Origin of the sequence: Pseudomonas sp. B6002, from assembly GCF_013385985.1 — a bacterium.
Classification (GTDB): Bacteria; Pseudomonadota; Gammaproteobacteria; order Pseudomonadales; family Pseudomonadaceae; genus Aquipseudomonas.
The window spans coordinates 193037-214106 of the sequence record NZ_JACAOY010000012.1; the positions used below are offsets into that span (position 1 = coordinate 193037).

Sequence of the window (21070 nt, forward strand, 5' to 3'; positions counted from 1 at the left end):
AGGCTGACCACGCTAACATCGATGGCGTTCACAACCCAGCACGGGAATCCGGGTAGACCGCGTAGGACGATTCTCAAATGGTAAAAATCGGCCAAGCCATTAAACTCGCGCCCTTTTGCGCGTCTATGACCTATGCGCCACAGATTTCGGCTGCCCCATGAAAACCCTTGCCCGCTTCACCTTGATACTGCCCAGCCTGCTCTCCTTGAGTGCTCCCGCACAGGCAGATGATGCGCCGCTGATCCTCGACCCCAGCGTGGTCACCGGCTCACGCAGCGCCAGCCCGACCTTCGACCTGCCCTACTCGGTGAACAGCATCAGCCACGAGCAGATCAGCGACGGCCAACTGGGCATCAACGCCTCCGAAGCCTTGTCCCGCGTGCCTGGCCTGGTGGTGCAGAACCGCCAGAATTATGCCCAGGACCTGCAGATTTCCTCCCGTGGCTTCGGCGCCCGCTCGGCGTTTGGCGTGCGCGGCATCAAGCTGATCGCCGATGGCATTCCGGCCAGCACCCCCGATGGCCAGGGCCAGGCAGCGACGTTCAACCTTGATACGGCCGAGCGCATCGAAGTGCTGCGCGGCCCGGCCGCCACCCTGTACGGCAGCAATGCGGGCGGGGTGATCCAGATGTTTTCGCGTGACGGCGAAGGCCCGCCGCGTATCGGCGCCGAGACCCTGGTAGGCAGTGACGGCCTGAGCAAAAACCACCTGACGGCGGAAGGCGCCACGAACGGCGCAGGCTTTGTGCTCGACGCTTCGCGCATGGACACCGACGGCTACCGCGACCACAGCAGCGCACGTCGCGACCAGACCTTTGCCAAGCTCAACGTCCAGCCGGACGATGACAGCAAGCTCGCGCTGATCTACAGCAGCCTGGAACAGAACGGCACCCAGGACCCACTGGGGCAAACCTGGGCAGGTTACAAGGCAGACCCGCGCTCGGTCGCACCGGCAGCGCTGTTGTACAACACGCGCAAAAGTATCGATCATCAGCAAATAGGCATGAATTACGAGCGCTACATCGGCGATGCCACGTTGCAGGTGAATGCCTATACGGGGCGACGGAGTGTGATTCAGTACCTGTCGATCCCAGGGGGTACCGCCGCCGACAAGCGCGGCGGCGTTGTCGACTTCGACCGCACGTTCTACGGCGGCTCCGTCCATTGGCTGCAACCCATCACCAGCGCCCCCGGCGACCTGACCCTGATCACCGGCCTCGACTACGACCGCAGCAGGGATGACCGCCAGGGCTATTCCAACACCGTCAACGGTGTGCACGGCGTCAAGGGCACCCTGGGCCGTGATGAAATCGACACCGCCACCAGCCTCGACCCGTTCGTGCAGGCCAATTGGCTGCTCGGCGACTGGACTCTGCAAGCCGGCCTGCGCCACAGCAGCATGACCATGGACGTGGATGACCACTTCCTCAGCGACGGCAATGACAGCGGCAACAAGACCTACCAGAAGAACACACCGTCAGTCAGCGTCATGTATGCCTTTACCCCCGACCTGCATGGCTATGTGAGCGCGGGCAAGGGGTTTGAAACCCCGACCCAGGCCGAGTCGGCGTATTCCAGCACCGCCAACGGCTTCAACTTTGCGCTCAAGCCATCGGTCAGCAAGCAATATGAAGTCGGCTTGAAGGCCCGTGTCGGCCAAGACACGCGCATTAATGCCGCGCTGTTCCAGATCACCACCGAGGACGAGTTGGTGGTGCAACAATCCGTCGGCGGGCGTACCACCTATCAAAACGCTGGCCGTACCCTGCGTCGAGGTTTTGAATTGGGCCTGGAAAGCCAGTTGAGTGAACAGTGGAGCACCAACCTCGCCTACACCCGCCTGCAAGCCACCTACGACAGTGACTTCGTCAGCGGCGGCACTACCACTGTCGACAAAGGCAACTACCTGCCCGGCGTACCGCAGACCACCTTGTTCGCCGAGTTGAACTGGAAGCCCCGGGACTGGGTCAGCACCGCCCTCGAAGGCCTGTACCGCAGCAAGGTCTACGTCGAAGACACCAACACGCAGCACGCTGCACCCGGCTACAGCGTGTTCAACTGGCGTGCGCGCTTCGAGCAGAAAGTCGAACACTGGACCTTCCACCAGACGTTGCGCCTGGACAACCTGCTGGACCGCCAATACGTCGGCTCGGTGATCGTCGGCGACGGCAATGGCCGCTATTACGAAGCCGCGCCGGGCCGTTCGTGGTATGCGGGCGCTGGCGCCGAATACCAGTTCTAAAGTCACTAAGAAGCAAATGTGTGCGGGCTCAGCCCGCGAAGGCGGTGTGTCAGTCAACTCAAATGCTGGCTGGCCCGCCGCTTTCGCAGGCAAGCCAGCTCCCACATTTGGAGCTGCGCCAGGCTCGGAGATTACGCATGCCGCTAATCACCTGTGGGAGCTAGGTACACCGCTAACTCCCTGTGGGAGCTGGCTTGCCTGCGATGCAGACACCTCGGTGTTTCAGATGTACCGAGCTGATGCTATCGCAGCGGTGCGGCGATCCGACAAGCCAGCTCCCACCGTTGGATCGTGTACAGCCGAATCAGAGTTACTTGGGCAGGCGTTGATCGATCAGTTGGTACAACGCGCTGCTCTCAGGCCAGTTGCGCATGAACCGCGCGCGGTCCTTGGCGTACGCCGGGGCGAAGCTGGTATCGGAGCTGTGTTGGCGCATGGCGTCCAGGTCGATCAGCGACCAACGGTCCTTGTCCCAGAACAGGTTATGGCCCTTGAAATCGCCATGGCTGATGCGCTCGCGGATCAGCTCGGCGAACAAGTGATCCAGGGCCAGCAGTTCATTTTCCGGCGCGGCGCCGCTTTCGACGTAGGGCGCAAAACGCTCGATGATGTCCGGGCCCGCGATCAACTCCGTCACCAGGTAGGCGCGGCTGCGCAGCCAGAAGAAGCGCTTTTCCAGCACGGCCAGCGGCTTGGGCGTGGCGATGCCAAGGAACGCCAGGCGATTGCCCTCGCGCCAGGAATGCCAGGCGCGGCTCGGGCGCCAGAAGCGCTTGAGCCAATGGACGAACCCTTTGATGTTGTAGCGCTTGATCACCAGCGAGCGCCCCGCCACGTCGGTCTTGGCCACCGTCGCGGCACCACCGGTCTTGAAGAGGTGGCCGCTGTCGAGCAGCGTGTCAGCCTGCGCCAGCACCGGCAGCATGGCGGCTTCTTCCTCACGGCGGACCGCACGCAATGCAAACGGCCCACGCACCACACTGAACAGCGTGCACTCACGGCCGACCTTGCTCAGAAAGTCCTTCAAACGCCAGGCGCTGACCTTGCGCACCTGTTTTTCCAAGGCCTCCAACGGCAAGGCATGCTCGCCGTTGGCCAGCAGGTAATACACCAGCAGTTCTTCGGTAAATGGCTCGAGGTTCTTCGGCAACTGGGCAAAAAACACCCCGAGGTTTTCCAGCACACGGTTGCGCGACAGCGGCTTGCCGGCCTCTTCGACGCGAATCCCCGCGCCATCGATCAAATACAGCTTGCCGTCCTGGCGCAGCAGGTTGTCCAGGTGCAGGTCTTCCTGCCACAGGCCCTGGGTATGCATCTGCGCAATTGCCCCCAGCGCTTCGGCCAGCACAGCGGTTTGCTCATCAGCCAACGGCGGCAAGTGCTCTACCGCGTGCCAGGCATCAGCCAGGCTCTCGGCGCCTTCGATAAATTCGAACAGCAGCCAACCGCCCTCACCTTCCTGCAACCCATCGGCCAGCAGCAACGGCGTGGTCAGGCCGTGTTCGGCCAGCAGACGCACGCCGCTGAGTTCACGCTGAAAATGCCGCGCCGCCTTGCTACCCACCAGCAATTTGGCCAGCACCGCACGGCCACGCCAGACGGCCGCGCCCACGTAACGCTCGCCTGGCAGCACGCGCAGCAGGCTGAGCAGTTGCAACTGACCAGGACCCGCCGCATCGGCAAGCTCAATCGTCAACGGCAAACTCGGGGTACGACCGGCGGTTTTCAGCTCGGACAAACGCATCAACGGTTTTCCTTGTGGCTACGGCGGGCGCTCAAACGCTGGTACCACGTGGCGACCAGCGAGCTGTCCGCAGGCTGCTCCAGGTACGCCGCCAACAGCTGGCGCACCTGCGCATCCGACCATTGTGGCGCGCGACGCAACAACGGTTCCAAATCCTTGACCCGATCACGCCAGCCAAAGAGCAGCGGGCGGGTTTTCTCCAGGTCGATCAACTGCGCGGCATAACCGTCAGCGGTGGCCTGCAGGAAAATATGCTTGGGATAAAAACAACCATGCACCTGGCCGACACTGTGCAGTCGGCGCGCAAGCCGACCACAGGCCAGCAGGATCGCGCCGTGCTGGGCATCGCTCAACTGCGGCCATTGTTCCAGCAGGGAATCCAAGTCGTTCCAACCATCCAGCGCACGCGTCAGCAACATTGCGCGGTATTCACCGGCGACCTTACGCTCTCCATAGAACGCTGCTTGCAAGGCAGGAATGCCCAACGAGCGGTACCGGCTGATGTTGCGAAACTCGCGGGAAAAACTCGGCTCGCCAAACGGGCGGTGCAAGCTGCGCGTCAGGTAGTTGCTCTGGCGCTTGAGGTAGTAGCCCAGCCCCTCAAGCTCCAGGCGGAACACGCTGCTCCAACCGCCACGGCTGGTGTTGGGCTCATCCACTGCGTCCAATTGCTTGGCCCACAGGGCATCGAAGGTTGCCAGGCCGTTGCGCTCAAGCAGGGCACGGTCTTCGGCCGCCAGGAAATCACTCATTCGCGTCCCTCGAAAAACTTCACCACATGGCGAATTCGCTGTTTGTCCGACGCCGTCAGGTGCGTGCGTTGGCGATATTGCATGTAGAAACGCAGGCGCTGGGTGGCCGACAAGTGATACTTGGCAACCTTGTCCAGGCAAGCCAGGTCTTTGGTGATGCGGTACTTGAGCCAGAAACCGCGCCAGAAATCACCGTTGGGGCAGTCGATCAGGTACAGGGTCTGCTGGTCATCGATCAACAGGTTGCGCCACTTCAAGTCGTTATGGGTGAAGCGATGATCGTGCATGGTGCGGGTGTATTCAGCGAGCTGGCGACTGACCACATTCACCCACTTGGGGTCCTTGAGCCTTGCATCGCGGCGCTCGGCGAGCGCCGACAAATCCTCGGTTTTAGGCAATTCGCGGGTGATCATCGCACCACGGTCGTACGCCAAACCCTTGCGCTCCAGGCCCCAGGCCACCACGTCTGCGGTGGGAATGCCCCACTTGGCAAAGCGCTTGAGGTTCTGCCACTCGGACTTCACCCGGGGCTTGCCCAGGTAACGGCGCAGGCCCTTGCCGGCCCCGGTGTAGCGCTTGACGTAATAATTGACGCCGCCCCGCTCCACGCGGATCACTTCCGACAACGGGTCACGGGTCAGCTGTTCGCCCTGCAGGGCAAACACCGCTTCAAGGGTTCCAAAATCATCCGCCAGGGCAGCGTAGGCCGGTTCCAAATTCCAACCCGCCATCAGATCGCATCCCCCAAGCGTTGCTTGCGCGCGTAGAGCTTGTCGGCCTTGCGCTGCAGCAGGCTCAAGGACGCCGATTGCTCGGCCAGGACCTGGCGCAGCGGCTGGCGGAAGTAGCCTTTCAGGAAGCGCAGCTTGTCACGGCGCGTCAGGCCGATATCCAGCGCCGAGTAATACAGCGCCGACAAGTCCTTATCGCGCCAGCGCAGCGGCAGGTGCGCACGCAATTGGGCACGGTGCAGGTCGATCACCGACAGCTTGATGTGCTTCGCATCGACAGGTTGCGCGGTGTCCAGCAGGAAGTGGCACAGGTAGCAGTCACGGTGGTTCACGCCGCCACGGTGCATGTCGCCGACCATGCGCGCCAGCTCAAAGGTGAGCGCATGGCGCAACGCAGGCGCGGGCGGCTCGGCCACCCAGTTGATCGTCAGGTCTTCCAGGCTCAGGGTCGGCGCCAGCTCTTCGGTGATAATGAACGAGTGCTGGTCAGCCGGGTTGCTGCCTTTTTCACCGAAGGCCACGCCGGTCATGGTCGGCACGCCGAGTGCTTGCAAGCGATGAATCGCCGCCCATTCAAGGCCAGCGCCGAGCACCGGCAGTTTGGCGGTGATCAGGTTCTTGAAAATCTCGCCCCAGCCAATGCCACGGTGGATCTTCACAAAATACGGCCGGCCATCCACCACGGTACGCAACGTGCGGCGCGCCGCCAGTTCACGGAATACTTCGCCTTGCAGCTTCTCGACTTCGGCAAAGGCATCACGCCCGGCCCATAGCGTCTTGAACGGTTCGGCAAGAATCAACTTCATCGGTTCGGCTCCGCCAGAATCACATCCGCAGCGTGCTGCGGCATGCTGTAGAGGTCGGCCGTCTCGGCGAAGGCCAACCCATTGCGGCCCCAGGCCGCGCGCTGTGCAGTGTCGGTGAGCATGTGCGCCAGGTACTGGTTGAGTTGGTTCTGTTCGAACGGCTCATCCAACACCAGGCCGCTGTCGGCCTCGTTGATGTAGTGGGCATAACCACACACCGCCGAGACCAGTACAGGCAACCCGGCCACCAGGGCTTCGAGCAACACGGTGCCGGTGTTTTCGTTATACGCCGGGTGAATCAACAGGTCGGCCCCCAGCAGGAAACGCGGGATATCACTGCGGCCTTTGAGGAACTGCACGTTGTCCCCCAGGCCCAGTGTGGCGCTTTGCAATTGGAATACTTTGGGGTCGTCCTGGCCGATTACAAACAGGCGCGTGCGTTTTTTCAGTTCAGCCGGCAGTGCGGCCACGGCCTTGAGGCTGCGATCGACACCCTTGGTCTTGAAACCCGAACCGATCTGCACCAGCAGCAAGTCGTCGTCACCCAGGTTGAATTCCTTGCGGAAACCCTCGCGGATTTCGGCCGCATTCGGCGGTGCGCGACGGTCCTGGGCAATGCCCGGCGGCAGCAGGTGGAAGCGCTCCAGCGGCGTGTCGTAGTGTTTGATGAACAGCGGCTGCTGCACTTCGGAAATCATCAGGACTTCAGTCTTGGCGTCCTTGGCAAACACCGCACGCTCGTACTCGGCGAAGTGTTTGTAGCGGCCAAAATAGCGATATAGCGAATGACGCAGGTTTTGTGCCTTGTCTTCAAAGCAGCCATCGGCGGCGTAGTACACGTCCAGGCCGGGCATCTTGTTGAAGCCGATCAAGCGGTCCACCGGGCGTTTGGCCAGGTCGGCTGCCATCCAGGCACTGAGTTTTTCGTTGCGCCGATGGTTGAAGAACGCCTTGACCGGCGCCACCAGCACTTCGAAGCCGGGAGGGACATCGCCTTCCCAGATCAGCGTGTACACACGAATCTGGTGGCCGCGCTGCTGGCACTCCAGGGCGATGCGCATGAAGTCGCGCTGCAAGCCGCCGAAGGGGAAATATTTGTACAGAACAAAAGCCAGTTGCATCAGTGCAGCTCCTCAGCCAGTAACAACGTGCTCAGCCGGCTTGCCACACGCTCAGGGTTCAGGCGCGTGAAGCACAGGGGCGATTCGCGCTTGATGTCGAACCGACGCAGGTCGTCGGCCGTCGGTTGATAGGTACAGGTTTTTTGCAGGCACGGGGCGCAGGGGAAGTCGCTGGCCAGGTGAATCTGGCCCTTGCCGTAGGCGCCGGTGAGGCCGGGGTTGGTCGGGCCGAACAGGGAGATGGTCGGCACATCCAACGCAGCAGCCAGATGACCCAGGCCGGTGTCCACCGCCACACAGGCACGGGCACCCGCCAGTACGCGAGCGACGCCAGCGAGGTTCAACTTGGGCAACACTTCGGCGTTGCTCAAGCCTTTGGCCAGGCGTTCGGCCCGGGCTTTTTCGGCGGCGTTGCCCCACGGCAGCTTGACGTCCACGCCCAGGCGCCCCATGCGCTCGGCCAGCTCTCGCCAGTAGGCTTCGGGCCAGTGCTTGGTGTCCCAGGTGGTGCCGTGCAGCAGCAGCACGAACGGTTTTTTCGGCGGCAGACCGAGCAGTTTGTCGACACTCAGGCCGTAGTCGCCCAGGGCCTTAGGCAGGTCATACCCCAGGGCCACGGCGAACAGCTGGCGCAGACGCTCCACGGCATGCTGCCCACGGGCCACGGCCAGGCGTCGCGAGTAGAAGCGCGCGGCAATGGGTTCGCGGGCGGAGTTTTTGTCGAAACCGGCCACCGGGGCACGCACGTAGCGCGTCAGCCAGGCGCTTTTGAACAAGCCTTGGGCGTCGATCACCAGGTCGTACTTGGTCGACTGAACGCTCTGCTTGAAGCGTCGCCACTCGCCGCTCTTGATGGTTTGCCAGATGTTCTTGCGCCAGCGGCGAATCGCCACCGGGATCACCTTGTCCACCGCAGGGTGCCAGGTGGGGATCTCAGCGAAGCCTTCTTCCACCACCCAGTCGAAACGGATGCCGGGGATCGCCCGCGCCGCATCGGTCAGCGCCGGCAAGGCGTGGATCACATCGCCCAGGGATGAGGTCTTGATTACCAGAACGCGCAAACTATCGGACCTCGACCACAACGCCCTGCAACCGCTGCAAGGCTTCATTCACCGGCTGCGGCAGCAACTGGCGCATGCAGTTGTAGTGGCCAAAACGGCAAGTGCGTTCAAAACACGGGCTGCAGTCCAGGCCCAGGCGCACCACTTCGACCTTATCGGCCAGTGGCGGGGTGAAACCCGGCGAGGTAGAGCCGTACACCGCCACCAACGGGCGGTTCAGCGCTGCAGCCACGTGCATCAGGCCGGAATCGTTGGACACCACCGAATCGGCGCAGGACAGCAGGTCGATGGCCTCGGCCAGCGACGTGTCGCCACTCAGGTTCACGGCCTCTTCACGCAGGCCGGGAATCAGGCGCTGGCGAATGTCTTCGCCCACCGGATGGTCCTTCTTCGAACCAAACAGCCACACTTGCCAGCCTTCGCGGATCTTGGCCTCGGCGACCTTGGCGTAATGCTCGGACGGCCAACGCTTGGATTCGCCGAACTCGGCACCGGGGCACAGGGCCAACACCGGGCGGTCCAGGGTCAGGCCGAACTTGGCCAGCGCCGCATCGCGGCTGACCGGGTCGATCTCAAGGCTCGGGCGTGGATACGGCTGTGGCAATTCGGCGCCCGGCTCATAGGCCAGGGCCATGAAGCGCTCGATCATCAGCGGGTAGCGCGCCTTGTCCAGGGTGCGCACGTCGTTGAGCAGCACGTAGCGAAACTCGCCGCGCCAGCCGGTGCGCTTGGGGATGCCGGCAAAATACGGCACCAGCGCCGACTTGAGCGAGTTGGGCAGCAGGATCGCCTGGTCATACTGGCCGGCCAGGGATTTGCCGATGCGACGGCGGGTTGCCAGCTCCAGCGCGCCATGGCCGAGCGGAAAGCTCAAGGCCTTGCGCACTTCGGGCATGCGCTCAAGGATCGGGCGGCTCCACTCCGGGGCGAGCACGTCGATCTGGCAGTCTGGATGGCGCAGGCGCAGGCACTGGAACAGTGTCTGTGCCATCACCATGTCACCGACCCAACTGGGCCCAACGATCAGAATATTCATGTAGTTTCCACAAACGATACGGGGAGGCTAATGCCTCCCCGCCTCGATAATTTCTGTAGGAGAAGAATGATTGTAGGAGCTGGCTTGCCAGCGATAACGTCCGAAAGATCACCATGGATTCCAAGGGCCTCAATCGCCGGCAAGCCGGCTCCTACCGTTGACTCAACTTAACCCCAGTTCTTTCCAGATCCGCATCACCTGGCGCCGTTCGTCGGCAAACTGATCCCCGGCGACTGTGCCGGCCTCGTTCTGCAAGGCCTGGCGATGCGCGGCGGAACGGTAGGCCTTGTACACCTCACGCAGCAGGTGGGCATCGGCGGCAGGCATCAGCCCGACCTGCTCCAGGCCCTCCAGAATGCGGATATTGTCGGTATAGCGCAGCAACGATGGATGTTGCGCAGACCACGCCAAAGCCGCGTATTGCACCATAAATTCAATATCGACGATACCTCCGGCATCCTGCTTGAGGTCGAACACCGCCGTGGGCTCGAAGGCATTGGCGCCGGTGCCGGCCGCCGTGGTCTTGGTGCCCAGGTTGTCACGCATCTTGGCACGCATCTCACTGACTTCCTGGCGCAGCTTCTCCAGGTCACGCTCACGCCCCAGCACGTTGGCCCGCACCTGCTCGAATGCGCGGCCCACATCCTGGCTGCCCACCAGCACCCTCGCGCGAATCAAGGCCTGATGTTCCCAGGTCCAGGCTTCATTTTGTTGATAGCGGTCAAACGCACCGAGCGAACTCACCAGCAAACCGGATGCGCCGGAAGGACGCAGGCGCATATCCACTTCATAGAGCTGCCCGGAGTTGGTCTGGGTCGTCAGCAAATGAATGATCCGCTGACCCAGGCGCGTGAAGAATTGCGCGCCATCGATCGGCTTGGCACCGTCGGTTTCAGCTTGCGGGTCGCCGTCATGGATAAACACCAGGTCCAGGTCCGAACCATGCCCCAGTTCGATCCCGCCGACTTTCCCATAACCGACAATGATGAACCCAGGATCGCACAACGTACCGTCCAGCCGTTGCGGCGAGCCGTGACGCGCAACGGTCTGGCGCCATGCCAGGGCCAGCACTTGTTCGAGGATGGCTTCGGCGAGCCAGGTCAGGTAGTCGCTGACCTTCATCAATGGCAGGCTGCCAGCGATTTCCGACGCCGCGACGCGCAGGCGATGGGCCAGTTTGAAGTGGCGCAGGGCCTCCATCTGCTGCTCAAGGTCATCCTCGGGGATGCGCGTGAGGCGCTCGCGCAATTCGGCGGCGAGTTCCGGCGCCAAGGGCGGCTTGAACAGGCGGCCTTCGTTGAGCAATTCGTCCAGCAACAATGGGAAACGCGTGATCTGTTCGGCGATCCACGGGCTGGCGGCGCACAGGGTCAATAGTCGACGCAGGGCGTCGGGGTTTTCCGTGAGCAGCACCAGATAAGCGGAACGACGGGCGACGGCTTCGACCAGCGGCAGCACACGCTCCAACACCAGGTCCGGGTTGGCATGCTCGACAGCCTGAGCCAATAAACGTGGGATAAACGCATCCAGGCGCTCTCGGCCCAGGCGCTGCATGGCACGCAGCTGCGGGCTGCTGCGCAGGCTGGTCAAGGCTTTCAGGGCTTTGGGCGCGTCGGTAAAGCCACCCTCGGCCAACTGGCGACAGGCAGCGTCTTCATCTTGGGATTCTTCCCACAGCGGCAACCACTCACCGCCCACAACCAGTTCGCTTTCTTCACCCTCTTCTTCATCCGGGTCGGCGATGACCTGGCGGAAATGCCAGTCAATGCGGCCGCGCCAGTCCATCAGGCGCTCATGGAAGCTCGCCCAATCGGCAAAACCCAGCATAAAGGCAATGCGCGCCTGGTCCTCGGGACTGTCGGGGAGCATCTGGGTCTGACGGTCGGCAATCGCCTGGATAGCGTGTTCGGTGTAGCGCAGGAACTCATAGCCATTGCGCAACTCGGCGATCACCGCCGGCGGCAGGTAGCCCTGGCCTTCCAGGGTGCCGAGCACCTTGAGCAATGGTCGTTGCTGCAGGCTGAGGTCGCGGCCGCCGTGGATCAGCTGGAACGCTTGGGCGATGAACTCCACTTCGCGAATGCCGCCCGCCCCCAGCTTGATGTTGTCGGCCATGCCCTTGCGCCGCACTTCCTGCTGGATCAGCTGCTTCATGGTGCGCAGCGCTTCGATGGCGGAAAAGTCCAGGTAACGGCGGTAGACGAACGGTCGCAGCATGTCGAGCAACTGCGCGCCGGCCACCTGGTCACCGGCCACTACGCGCGCCTTGATCATGGCGTAACGTTCCCAGTCCCGGCCCTGGTCCTGGTAGTACTGCTCCAGCGCGTTGAAGCTGAGCACCAACGCGCCGGCCGAACCGTAGGGGCGCAGGCGCATGTCGACACGGAATACAAAGCCGTCGACGGTCATCGGGTCGAGGGCTTTGATCAATTTTTGACCCAGGCGAATGAAAAATTCCTGGTTGTCCAGGGCGCGCTTGACCCCCACGGTTTCGCCGCCTTCGGGGTAGGCGAAGATCAGGTCGATGTCGGAGGAGAGGTTCAGCTCCACAGCACCGAGCTTGCCCATGCCGAGGATGACCATGTGCTGCGCCTCGCCGCTGCGCCGCCCGGTGGGTGTACCGAACTGCACGCAGTGGCGCTGGTACAGCCATTGGTAGGCCTGGTCGATGCTGGCGTCGGCCATGTCGGAGAGGTCACGACAGGTTTGCACCAGGTCGGCCTGGCGCGTCAGGTCGCGCCAGATGATGCGCACCTGCTGGCGGGTGCGCTGGCGACGCAGCACGCGGCCCAACTCATCTTCTGTTTCGGCCTGTTGCACGGCGGCGGCGATCTGCCCGCACAGCTCGTCGGGCGCAAAGCCGCGGTCCAACTCACCCCAGGCCACTAGCTCGAGCAACATCAAAGGGTCACGAAGGCTCTGTTCAATGACGAAATCACTGGCGGCGCACACGCGGGCGAAGTCGGCCCACCGTTGCGGCGTCCACGCAGAAAGTCCATGATCGTCGTCCAGCGCGGCCACTGCGTCACGAAATGACTGCTCGGCCCGCTGGGCAAAAGGCAAGAGAACGGCCGGCAGTTCGGCCAGCGTGGGAAGGCTCATGGTCTATCCTTGTTCGGCGCGTAAAAGGCGTGTTGCCGTGAAGGCAAGAACCACGCTTGGTGAAGGACTGTCGAACAAAGGTGAGAAATAGCTGAAATTAATTTCATTTTGGCAGCCAGCATCAAACTTTCACCTTTTCTTGTTCGCAAAAGATCAACAATAACGATTATGCTCACCAGCCAGACCGAGCCATACGCTCAGTCTTGTGTAGTTTTACTACTCGTATATACATTCGAAAGGCTGAAATGGCCGACGATTTGTAGTAAAACTACAGGACGCCGAAGCAACCTTCGGCCATCCAAGAATTTATGTCGTCTGCCCACAAGGCCAGTCGCAAACTCAGGCAACCGATTCTGGTAGCCTTTCCGCCCTGGAGCAAGCCATGCAAGACCTCGATCCCGTCGAAACCCAGGAATGGCTGGACGCCCTGGAATCGGTTCTCGACAAAGAAGGCGAAGACCGTGCTCACTACCTGATGACCCGTATGGGCGAACTCGCGACCCGCAGCGGCTCGCAACTGCCCTACGCCATCACCACGCCATACCGCAACACCATCCCCGTTACCCACGAAGCACGCATGCCTGGCGACCTGTTCATGGAACGCCGCATTCGCTCGCTGGTACGTTGGAACGCCATGGCGATGGTAATGCGCACGAACTTGAAAGATTCGGACCTGGGCGGTCACATCTCCAGCTTCGCTTCCAGCGCAACCCTGTATGACATCGGCTTCAACTACTTCTTCCAGGCCCCGACCGACGAACACGGTGGCGACCTGATCTACTTCCAGGGCCACACCTCCCCAGGCGTCTACGCCCGTGCGTTCATGGAAGGCCGCATCACCGAAGAACACATGAACAACTTCCGCCAGGAAGTGGACGGTAACGGCCTGTCGTCGTACCCGCACCCTTGGCTGATGCCTGATTTCTGGCAGTTCCCGACTGTATCCATGGGCTTGGGCCCGATCCAGGCGATCTACCAGGCTCGCTTCATGAAGTACCTGGAAGCCCGTGGCTTCATCCCTGAAGGCAAGCAGAAAGTCTGGTGCTTCCTGGGCGACGGCGAGTGCGACGAGCCGGAATCCCTGGGCGCCATCTCCCTGGCTGGCCGCGAGAAGCTGGACAACCTGATCTTCGTCATCAACTGCAACCTGCAGCGCCTCGACGGCCCGGTTCGCGGCAACGGCAAGATCATCCAGGAACTCGAAGGCGTGTTCCGCGGTGCTCAGTGGAACGTGACCAAAGTCATCTGGGGCCGTTTCTGGGACCCACTGCTGGCCAAAGACGTCGACGGCATCCTGCAACGTCGCATGGACGAAGTCATCGACGGCGAGTACCAGAACTACAAGGCCAAAGACGGCGCGTTCGTGCGTGAACACTTCTTCAACACGCCTGAACTCAAGGCGATGGTTGCAGACCTTTCCGACGACGAGATCTGGAAACTCAACCGTGGCGGCCACGACCCGTACAAGGTCTACGCGGCGTACCACGAAGCGGTGAACCACAAAGAACAACCGACCGTCATCCTGGCCAAGACCATCAAGGGTTATGGCACCGGTGCCGGCGAAGCGAAGAACACAGCGCACAACACCAAGAAAGTCGATGTCGACAGCCTGAAGTTGTTCCGCGACCGCTTCGACATCCCGGTCAAGGACGAAGAGCTGGAGAACCTGCCGTTCTTCAAGCCAGAGCCGAACAGCGCCGAGGCCCGTTACCTGGCCGAGCGCCGCGCCGCACTGGGTGGTTTCGTGCCACAGCGTCGCGCCAACAGCTTCAGCGTACCGACGCCAGACCTGAGCACCCTCAAGGCCATCCTCGACGGCTCGGGCGACCGTGAAATCTCCACCACCATGGCTTTCGTGCGCATCCTGGCGCAGCTGGTCAAGGACAAGGACATCGGCCCGCGCATCGTGCCGATCATCCCGGACGAAGCCCGTACCTTCGGTATGGAAGGCATGTTCCGTCAGTTGGGCATCTACTCCTCCGTCGGCCAGCTCTACGAGCCAGTCGATAAAGACCAGGTGATGTTCTACAAGGAAGACAAGAAGGGCCAGATCCTCGAAGAAGGCATCAACGAAGCGGGCGCCATGAGCTCCTTCATCGCTGCCGGTACTTCGTACTCCAGCCACAACCAGCCGATGCTGCCGTTCTACATCTTCTACTCGATGTTCGGCTTCCAGCGTATTGGCGACCTGGCGTGGGCAGCAGGCGACAGCCGTACCCGTGGCTTCCTGATCGGCGGTACCGCCGGCCGTACCACGCTGAACGGCGAAGGCCTGCAACACGAAGACGGTCACAGCCACATCCTGGCTGCCACCATCCCGAACTGCCGCACCTTTGATCCAACCTACGGCTATGAGCTGGCGGTGATCATCCAGGACGGCATGAAGAAGATGACCGAAGAGCAGCAGGACGTTTTCTACTACATCACCGTGATGAACGAGTCCTACCAGCAGCCTGCAATGCCGGCTGGCGTGGAAGAAGGCATCATCAAGGGCATGTACCTGCTCGAAGAAGACACCAAGGAAGCAGCGCACCACGTGCAGCTGATGGGCTCCGGCACCATCCTGCGCGAAGTGCGTGAAGCGGCGAAGATCCTGCGTGAAGAGTTCAACGTCGGCGCTGACGTGTGGAGCGTAACCAGCTTCAACGAACTGCGTCGCGATGGCCTGGCCGTAGAGCGTCACAACCGCCTGCACCCTGGCCAGAAGCCACAGCGCACCTTCGTTGAAGAGTGCCTGACCGGCCGTAAAGGCCCGGTGATCGCTTCGACCGACTACATGAAACTGTTTGCTGAACAAATTCGCCAGTGGGTCCCGTCCAAGGAATTCAAAGTCCTGGGCACCGACGGTTTCGGCCGCAGTGACAGCCGCAAGAAGCTGCGTCACTTCTTCGAAGTTGACCGTCACTTCGTGGTGTTGGCAGCCCTGGAAGCCTTGGCTGACCGTGGTGAGATCGAACCTAAGGTGGTAGCAGACGCTATCGTCAAGTTCGGGATCAACCCGGAAAAACGCAACCCACTGGACTGCTGAGGAGACTTTTTGTGAGCGAACTCATTCGCGTACCTGACATCGGCAGCGGTGAAGGTGAAGTAATCGAGCTGTTTGTGAAGGTCGGCGACACCGTCGAAGCCGACCAGAGCATCCTGACCCTGGAGTCGGACAAGGCGAGCATGGAAATCCCTGCTCCCAAGGCCGGCGTGGTCAAGAGCTTGAAAGTGAAGCTGGGCGACCGCCTGAAAGAAGGCGACGAACTGCTTGAGCTGGAAATCGAAGGTGCCGCTGATGCGGCCCCTGCGGCGGCTCCTGCTGCCGCTGCTGCACCCGCGCCGGCTGAAAAGCCTGCTGCTGCCGAGGCCCCTGCGGCCCCGGCTGCTGCTCCGGCCGCAGCCTCTGTCCAGGACATTCACGTCCCGGACATCGGTTCGTCGGGCAAGGCCAAGATCATCGAGCTGCTGGTCAAGGTCGGCGACACCGTCGAAGCCGACCAGTCGCTGATCACCCTGGAGTCCGACAAGGCCTCCATGGAAATCCCTTCGCCGGCTGCCGGCGTGGTGGAAAGCATCGCAGTCAAGCTGGAAGACGAAGTCGGCACTGGCGACTTCATCCTCAAGCTGAAAGTACAAGGCGCCGCTCCGGCTGCGGCTCCAGCACCGGCAGCTGCGCCTGCTGCCAAGGCTGAAGCGGCTCCGGCCGCTGCCGCACCTGCACCGGCTGCAAAAGCTGAAGCCGCACCGGCCCCTGCTGCCGCACCTGCGCCAAGCGGTGCCAAGGTTCACGCCGGCCCTGCCGTGCGTCAGTTGGCCCGCGAGTTCGGCGTTGAGCTGAGCGCTGTCGCGGCCAGCGGTCCTCACGGCCGTGTGCTGAAGGAAGACGTGCAGGCTTACGTCAAAGCCATGATGCAGAAAGCCAAGGAAGCGCCGGCTGCCGGCGGCGCTACCGGTGGTTCGGGCATTCCGCCGATCCGCACCGTCGACTTCAGCCGCTTCGGCGAAATCGAAGAAGTGCCGATGACCCGCCTGATGCAAATCGGCGCGGCTGGTCTGCACGCCAGCTGGCTGAATATCCCGCACGTGACCCAGTTCGACCAGGCCGACATCACCGACCTGGAAGCTTTCCGCGTTGCGCAGAAAGCCGTGGCCGAAAAAGCCGGCGTGAAACTGACCGTGCTTCCTCTGCTGCTCAAGGCCTGTGCGCACCTGCTCAAGGAACTGCCAGACTTCAACGCCTCGCTGGCGCCAAGCGGCAAAGCAATCATCCGCAAGAAGTACGTGCACATCGGCTTTGCCGTCGACACTCCAGATGGCCTGCTGGTACCGGTCATCAAAAACGTCGACCAGAAGAGCCTGCTGCAACTTGCCGCTGAGGCCGCTGCACTGGCTGCCAAGGCCCGCGACAAGAAGCTCACGCCGGACGACATGCAGGGCGCCTGCTTCACCATTTCCAGCCTCGGTCACATTGGCGGCACTGGCTTCACGCCAATCGTCAACGCGCCGGAAGTGGCGATCCTGGGTGTGTCCAAGGCTACTATCCAGCCAGTCTGGGACGGTAAAGCGTTCCAGCCGAAGCTGATGTTGCCACTGTCGCTGTCCTACGATCACCGTGTGATCAACGGCGCCGCTGCTGCTCGCTTCACGCAGCGCCTGAGCCAACTGCTCAACGACATCCGCACCATCCTGCTGTAAACCACAACGGGCCTCCCCTTCACCGGGGAGGCCCTGTTACACCGATTTCCGAGCGCCACGCTCGTACCTCAACCCCGCCACTTGGCGGGGCTTTTTTTGCCTGTTTGTTAGACAAGAAAACCGGGCTTGTACACCTTCCATCACCCCGATTGCAGAAATCCCCCGAGCAGCCGATAACCCCCTTATAGCACTTAGCCTTCATCCTCTCTTGTCAGCCCGCGCCGCATGATGCAACCTTGCCGCAGGCAACAGAAAAGAGGGCGTGAGCCCGGCGCCGTGCGCGTAATTTCAAGTGAGTTCCCCCCATGAAAAGCCAACCCGATGTCGCCCGTATGGCGGCCGAGGTCGTGACGCAGTTACCGGTGCCTTCGCGCCTCGGTATGCTGCGTTTCGAGCGGCTTAATGAGGCGAGTTGGGCCCTGCTGTACCTCGACCCCAATTGCGAGCGCCAATTCGGCCTGCCGGCGGTCGAACTCTGTGCCCTGATCGGCACCCCTTACGCCAGCCTGATGGAACCTCAGGCGCGGTATCAGTTGCACGACACCATTCAGCAACAACTGACCCAGAGCCCCCATTACCTGGTGCGCTACACCCTGCACACCAGCGACGGCCCCCTGAGCCTGCTGGAAATGGGCGAAGCCTACAAACAACACAATCGTCACCTGTTGCGCGGCTACCTGATGGTGGTCGACGGCCTGTTCAGCGAAATGCCCTACGTGGCCCCGAGCGCCGACCTGGAAAACCAGAACAGCCGCCTGCAGATCGCCCTGGAGCTCAACCAGCGCGCCCAACAGGAACAACTGCAGCACCTGGAGCGGGTGCGCGCCCAGCAAGAGCTGATCCTGCTGCTGGCCCGCCAGCGCTACACCACCAACAATTCGCTGCAGGAAGCCGCCGAGCTGATCACCCGCAGCGCTTGCGATATCTATGAGATCGATTGCGCCAGCATCTGGAACCTCGAAGGCCAGCGCCTGGTGCCGATCTCGGCCTATCGCCGTGCCGACCAGCAGTACCACTTGCCCGAAGCGATCGACGCCAGCGGCTTCCCGGATTACCTCGAGGCCCTGCAGACCAGCCGCGCCATCGACGCCACCAATGCCCTGCGTGACCCACGCACCCGGGAAATGGCCGAGAGCCTGCGCGACAACGACATCCACGCGATGCTCGACGCCAGTATCCGCGTCGACGGCCAAGTCGTCGGTGTGTTGTGCCTGGAACAGGCCGGCAGCCCGCGCGCCTGGCAGGCGGACGAAATCGCGTTTGCCGGCGAGCTGGCCGACCAGTTTGCGCTGGTGATCAACAACCACAACCGCCGCACTGCCACCAGCGCCCTGCACCTGTTCCAGCGTGCCGTGGAGCAAAGCGCCAACGCCTTTCTGCTGGTCAACTGCGACGGCGTGGTGGAGTACGTCAACCCCAGCTTTACCGCGATCACCCAGTACAGCGCCGAAGAAGTCCACGGCCACCGCCTGGCGCAACTGCCGGCGCTGGAGAACCTTAGCGAGTTGCTGTTCGATGCGCCGTCGAGCCTGGCCAAGAGCAACAGCTGGCAGGGCGAGTTCAAGAGCCGGCGCAAGAACCTGGAACCCTACTGGGGCCAGTTGTCGATTTCCAAGGTGTATGGCGACAACCGCGAGTTGACCCACTACATCGGTATCTACGAAGACATCACCCAGACCAAGCTGGCGCAACAGCGCATCGAACGCCTGGCCTACACCGACAACCTGACCAACCTGGGCAATCGCCCGGCGTTCATCCGCAACCTGGATGAACGCTTTGCCCGCGACAGCGACAGCCCGATCAGCCTGCTGCTGGTGGACATCGACAACTTCAAGCGGATCAACGACAGCCTCGGCCACCAGACCGGCGACAAGCTGCTGATCAGCCTGGCACGTCGCTTGCGCAACAGCTTGAGCGCGGGCGGCAGCCTGGCGCGTTTCGCCAGTAATGAATTTGCCGTGCTGCTGGACGACACCGACCTTGAGAGCGGCCAGCAGGTCGCCAGCCAGCTGCTGACGACCCTCGACAAGCCGATGTTCGTCGACAATCAATTGATCAGCGTCACCGGTTCCGTGGGCCTGGCCTGTGCACCGCTGCATGGCCGCGACCCGCAGACCCTGATGCGTAACGCGGGCCTGGCCCTGCACAAGGCCAAGGCCAACGGCAAACATCAAGTGCAGGTGTTTACCGAAGCGCTGAACGCCGAGGCCAGCTACAAGCTGTTCGTGGAAAACAACCTGCGACGCGCCCTGACGCAAAACGAACTGGACGTGTTCTACCAGCCCAAGCTGTGCCTGCGCAGCGGTCGCCTGCTGGGCATGGAAGCGCTGCTGCGCTGGAACCATCCGGAAAAGGGCATGATCCGCCCCGACCAGTTCATCAGCGTGGCTGAAGAGACCGGGTTGATTATCCCGATCGGCAAATGGATCGCGCGCCAGGCCTGCCGCATGAGCAAGCAACTGAGCGCCGGTGGCATGGGCAATCTGCAGGTGGCGATCAACCTGTCGCCCAAGCAGTTCTCCGACCCTGACCTGGTGGCCTCGATCGCCACGATCCTCAAGGAAGAACAACTGCCGGCCAGCCTGCTGGAGCTGGAGCTGACCGAAGGCCTGCTGCTGGAAGCCACCGAAGACACGCGCTTGCAGCTTGATCAATTGAAGAGCTTTGGCCTGACCCTGGCCATGGACGACTTCGGCACGGGTTACTCGTCGCTGAGCTACCTGAAAAAATTCCCCATCGACATCATCAAGATCGATCGCAGCTTTATCCACGAGATCCCGGACAACCAGGACGACATGGAAATCACCTCAGCGGTGATCGCCATGGCCCACAACCTCAAGCTCAAGGTGGTGGCCGAAGGTGTCGAAACCTCCGAGCAACTGGCGTTCCTGCGCCGGCACCGTTGCGACGTGGGCCAGGGCTACCTGTTCGACCGGCCTATCCCCGGTGGGGAGCTGCTGGAGAAGCTTAAACGCTACCCACGCGGGCCAATCGCCTGACAGCGCTGTAACACTCGGGCACACTGCCTGTCTGAATATTTACCGCTAACTCAACCTGACGAGAGGACTGATCATGGTCTTGCGCTCGGAAATTCTGGTGAACAAAAACGTGCTGCCTACTCAAGAACAAGCTTTGCCTGGCCGTGAAACGCCGATGGCACTGCCAGAGACACATTTCGTCAACGGCAACCCACTGCTCGGTCCGTTCCTCGATGACGTCGGCTTTGCCATCTTCGGCCTGGGCTGCTTCTGGGGCGCCGAACGGCGGTTCTGGCAGCGCGACGGCGTGGTCAGCACGGTGGTGGGTTATGCCGGTGGCTACACGCCGAACCCGACCTATGAAGAAGTCTGCTCAGGCCTGACCGGCCACAGCGAAGTGGTGCTGGTGGTGTACGACCAGGCCAAGGTGAAATACGAAGACCTGCTGAAGATGTTCTGGGAACTGCACAACCCCACCCAGGGCATGCGCCAGGGCAACGACATCGGCAGCCAGTACCGCTCGGTGATCTACGCGACAACGCCGGAGCAATTGGCGGCAGCGCAGGTCAGTGCCGAGGCGTATCAGGGTGAACTGACCAAGGCCGGTTTGGGTGTGATCACTACGGAAATCGAAGAAGCGCCGACGGTGTACTTCGCCGAGGCGTATCACCAGCAGTACCTGGCGAAGAACCCACAGGGCTATTGCGGGATTGGCGGCACGGGCGTGACTTGCCCGATCTGAAGCCAAAAGCATCGCGGGCAAGCCCGCTCCCACCTTGGAATGCATTCCAAATGTGGGAGCGGGCTTGCCCGCGAT

13 protein-coding genes are annotated in these 21070 nt (G+C 61.9%); 5 read left to right on the forward strand and 8 right to left on the reverse strand.

Annotation, left to right across the window (positions count from 1 at the left end; all coding sequences use genetic code 11):
• Window positions 1-157: 157 nt before the first annotated feature.
• The gene (locus HX792_RS17030; protein WP_176997176.1) at window positions 158-2242 is read left to right on the forward strand and encodes a TonB-dependent receptor; all 2085 of its coding nucleotides are present in this window, start codon (window positions 158-160) and stop codon (window positions 2240-2242) included.
• 310 nt (window positions 2243-2552) lie between these two features.
• Here the strand turns inward: HX792_RS17030 and HX792_RS17035 are convergent, their stop codons facing one another.
• The 8 genes from HX792_RS17035 to glnE form a co-directional block, all read right to left on the reverse strand.
• Window positions 2553-3986, reverse strand: a complete 1434-nt coding sequence (locus tag HX792_RS17035) for a lipopolysaccharide kinase InaA family protein (protein WP_176997177.1) — start codon at window positions 3984-3986, stop codon at window positions 2553-2555.
• Window positions 3986-4738, reverse strand: coding sequence for a lipopolysaccharide kinase InaA family protein (locus HX792_RS17040; protein WP_176997178.1), 753 nt, complete (start codon window positions 4736-4738; stop codon window positions 3986-3988). The genes HX792_RS17035 and HX792_RS17040 overlap by 1 nt, the downstream gene beginning before the upstream one ends.
• On the reverse strand, window positions 4735-5469 hold the full coding sequence (locus tag HX792_RS17045) for a lipopolysaccharide kinase InaA family protein (protein WP_176997179.1): 735 nt from the start codon (window positions 5467-5469) through the stop codon (window positions 4735-4737). The genes HX792_RS17040 and HX792_RS17045 overlap by 4 nt, the downstream gene beginning before the upstream one ends.
• Window positions 5469-6275 (reverse strand): lipopolysaccharide core heptose(I) kinase RfaP, encoded by an 807-nt coding sequence (gene rfaP / locus HX792_RS17050; protein WP_176997180.1) that lies wholly within the window; start codon window positions 6273-6275, stop codon window positions 5469-5471. Before rfaP ends, HX792_RS17045 begins: the two co-directional genes overlap by 1 nt.
• On the reverse strand, window positions 6272-7396 hold the full coding sequence (locus tag HX792_RS17055; protein ID WP_176997181.1) for a glycosyltransferase family 4 protein: 1125 nt from the start codon (window positions 7394-7396) through the stop codon (window positions 6272-6274). Before HX792_RS17055 ends, rfaP begins: the two co-directional genes overlap by 4 nt.
• Window positions 7396-8457, reverse strand: coding sequence for a lipopolysaccharide heptosyltransferase I (gene waaC, locus HX792_RS17060; protein ID WP_176997182.1), 1062 nt, complete (start codon window positions 8455-8457; stop codon window positions 7396-7398). The genes HX792_RS17055 and waaC overlap by 1 nt, the downstream gene beginning before the upstream one ends.
• Window position 8458: 1 nt before the next feature.
• Window positions 8459-9493 (reverse strand): lipopolysaccharide heptosyltransferase II, encoded by a 1035-nt coding sequence (waaF, locus tag HX792_RS17065; protein WP_176997183.1) that lies wholly within the window; start codon window positions 9491-9493, stop codon window positions 8459-8461.
• A 162-nt stretch (window positions 9494-9655) separates the two neighbouring features.
• Window positions 9656-12595: a bifunctional [glutamate--ammonia ligase]-adenylyl-L-tyrosine phosphorylase/[glutamate--ammonia-ligase] adenylyltransferase gene (gene glnE, locus HX792_RS17070; RefSeq protein WP_176997184.1), complete on the reverse strand. Its 2940-nt coding sequence runs from the start codon at window positions 12593-12595 to the stop codon at window positions 9656-9658.
• A 382-nt stretch (window positions 12596-12977) separates the two neighbouring features.
• Here glnE and aceE point away from each other — a divergent pair, with 382 nt between their 5' ends.
• The 4 genes from aceE (at window position 12978) to msrA (ending at window position 20995) form a co-directional block, all read left to right on the forward strand.
• Window positions 12978-15623, forward strand: a complete 2646-nt coding sequence (gene aceE / locus HX792_RS17075) for a pyruvate dehydrogenase (acetyl-transferring), homodimeric type (protein WP_176997185.1) — start codon at window positions 12978-12980, stop codon at window positions 15621-15623.
• An 11-nt stretch (window positions 15624-15634) separates the two neighbouring features.
• On the forward strand, window positions 15635-17275 hold the full coding sequence (aceF, locus tag HX792_RS17080; protein WP_176997186.1) for a dihydrolipoyllysine-residue acetyltransferase: 1641 nt from the start codon (window positions 15635-15637) through the stop codon (window positions 17273-17275).
• Between the two features lie 305 nt (window positions 17276-17580).
• Window positions 17581-20274 carry a bifunctional diguanylate cyclase/phosphodiesterase gene (locus HX792_RS17085; protein ID WP_176997187.1) on the forward strand — a complete coding sequence of 898 codons (2694 nt, stop codon included), beginning with the start codon at window positions 17581-17583 and terminating at the stop codon, window positions 20272-20274.
• A 73-nt stretch (window positions 20275-20347) separates the two neighbouring features.
• Window positions 20348-20995, forward strand: a complete 648-nt coding sequence (gene msrA, locus HX792_RS17090; protein ID WP_176997188.1) for a peptide-methionine (S)-S-oxide reductase MsrA — start codon at window positions 20348-20350, stop codon at window positions 20993-20995.
• The last annotated feature ends 75 nt before the right edge of the window (window positions 20996-21070 follow it).

Bases quoted from the DNA above. Each gene is read 5' to 3' on its own strand.
- HX792_RS17030 (WP_176997176.1), top strand. From the start codon at position 158: ATGAAAACCCTTGCCCGCTTCACCTTGATACTGCCCAGCCTGCTCTCC.
- HX792_RS17035 (WP_176997177.1), bottom strand. From the start codon at position 3,986: ATGCGTTTGTCCGAGCTGAAAACCGCCGGTCGTACCCCGAGTTTGCCG.
- HX792_RS17040 (WP_176997178.1), bottom strand. From the start codon at position 4,738: ATGAGTGATTTCCTGGCGGCCGAAGACCGTGCCCTGCTTGAGCGCAAC.
- HX792_RS17045 (WP_176997179.1), bottom strand. From the start codon at position 5,469: ATGGCGGGTTGGAATTTGGAACCGGCCTACGCTGCCCTGGCGGATGAT.
- rfaP (WP_176997180.1), bottom strand. From the start codon at position 6,275: ATGAAGTTGATTCTTGCCGAACCGTTCAAGACGCTATGGGCCGGGCGT.
- HX792_RS17055 (WP_176997181.1), bottom strand. From the start codon at position 7,396: ATGCAACTGGCTTTTGTTCTGTACAAATATTTCCCCTTCGGCGGCTTG.
- waaF (WP_176997183.1), bottom strand. From the start codon at position 9,493: ATGAATATTCTGATCGTTGGGCCCAGTTGGGTCGGTGACATGGTGATG.
- glnE (WP_176997184.1), bottom strand. From the start codon at position 12,595: ATGAGCCTTCCCACGCTGGCCGAACTGCCGGCCGTTCTCTTGCCTTTT.
- aceE (WP_176997185.1), top strand. From the start codon at position 12,978: ATGCAAGACCTCGATCCCGTCGAAACCCAGGAATGGCTGGACGCCCTG.
- HX792_RS17085 (WP_176997187.1), top strand. From the start codon at position 17,581: ATGAAAAGCCAACCCGATGTCGCCCGTATGGCGGCCGAGGTCGTGACG.
- msrA (WP_176997188.1), top strand. From the start codon at position 20,348: ATGGTCTTGCGCTCGGAAATTCTGGTGAACAAAAACGTGCTGCCTACT.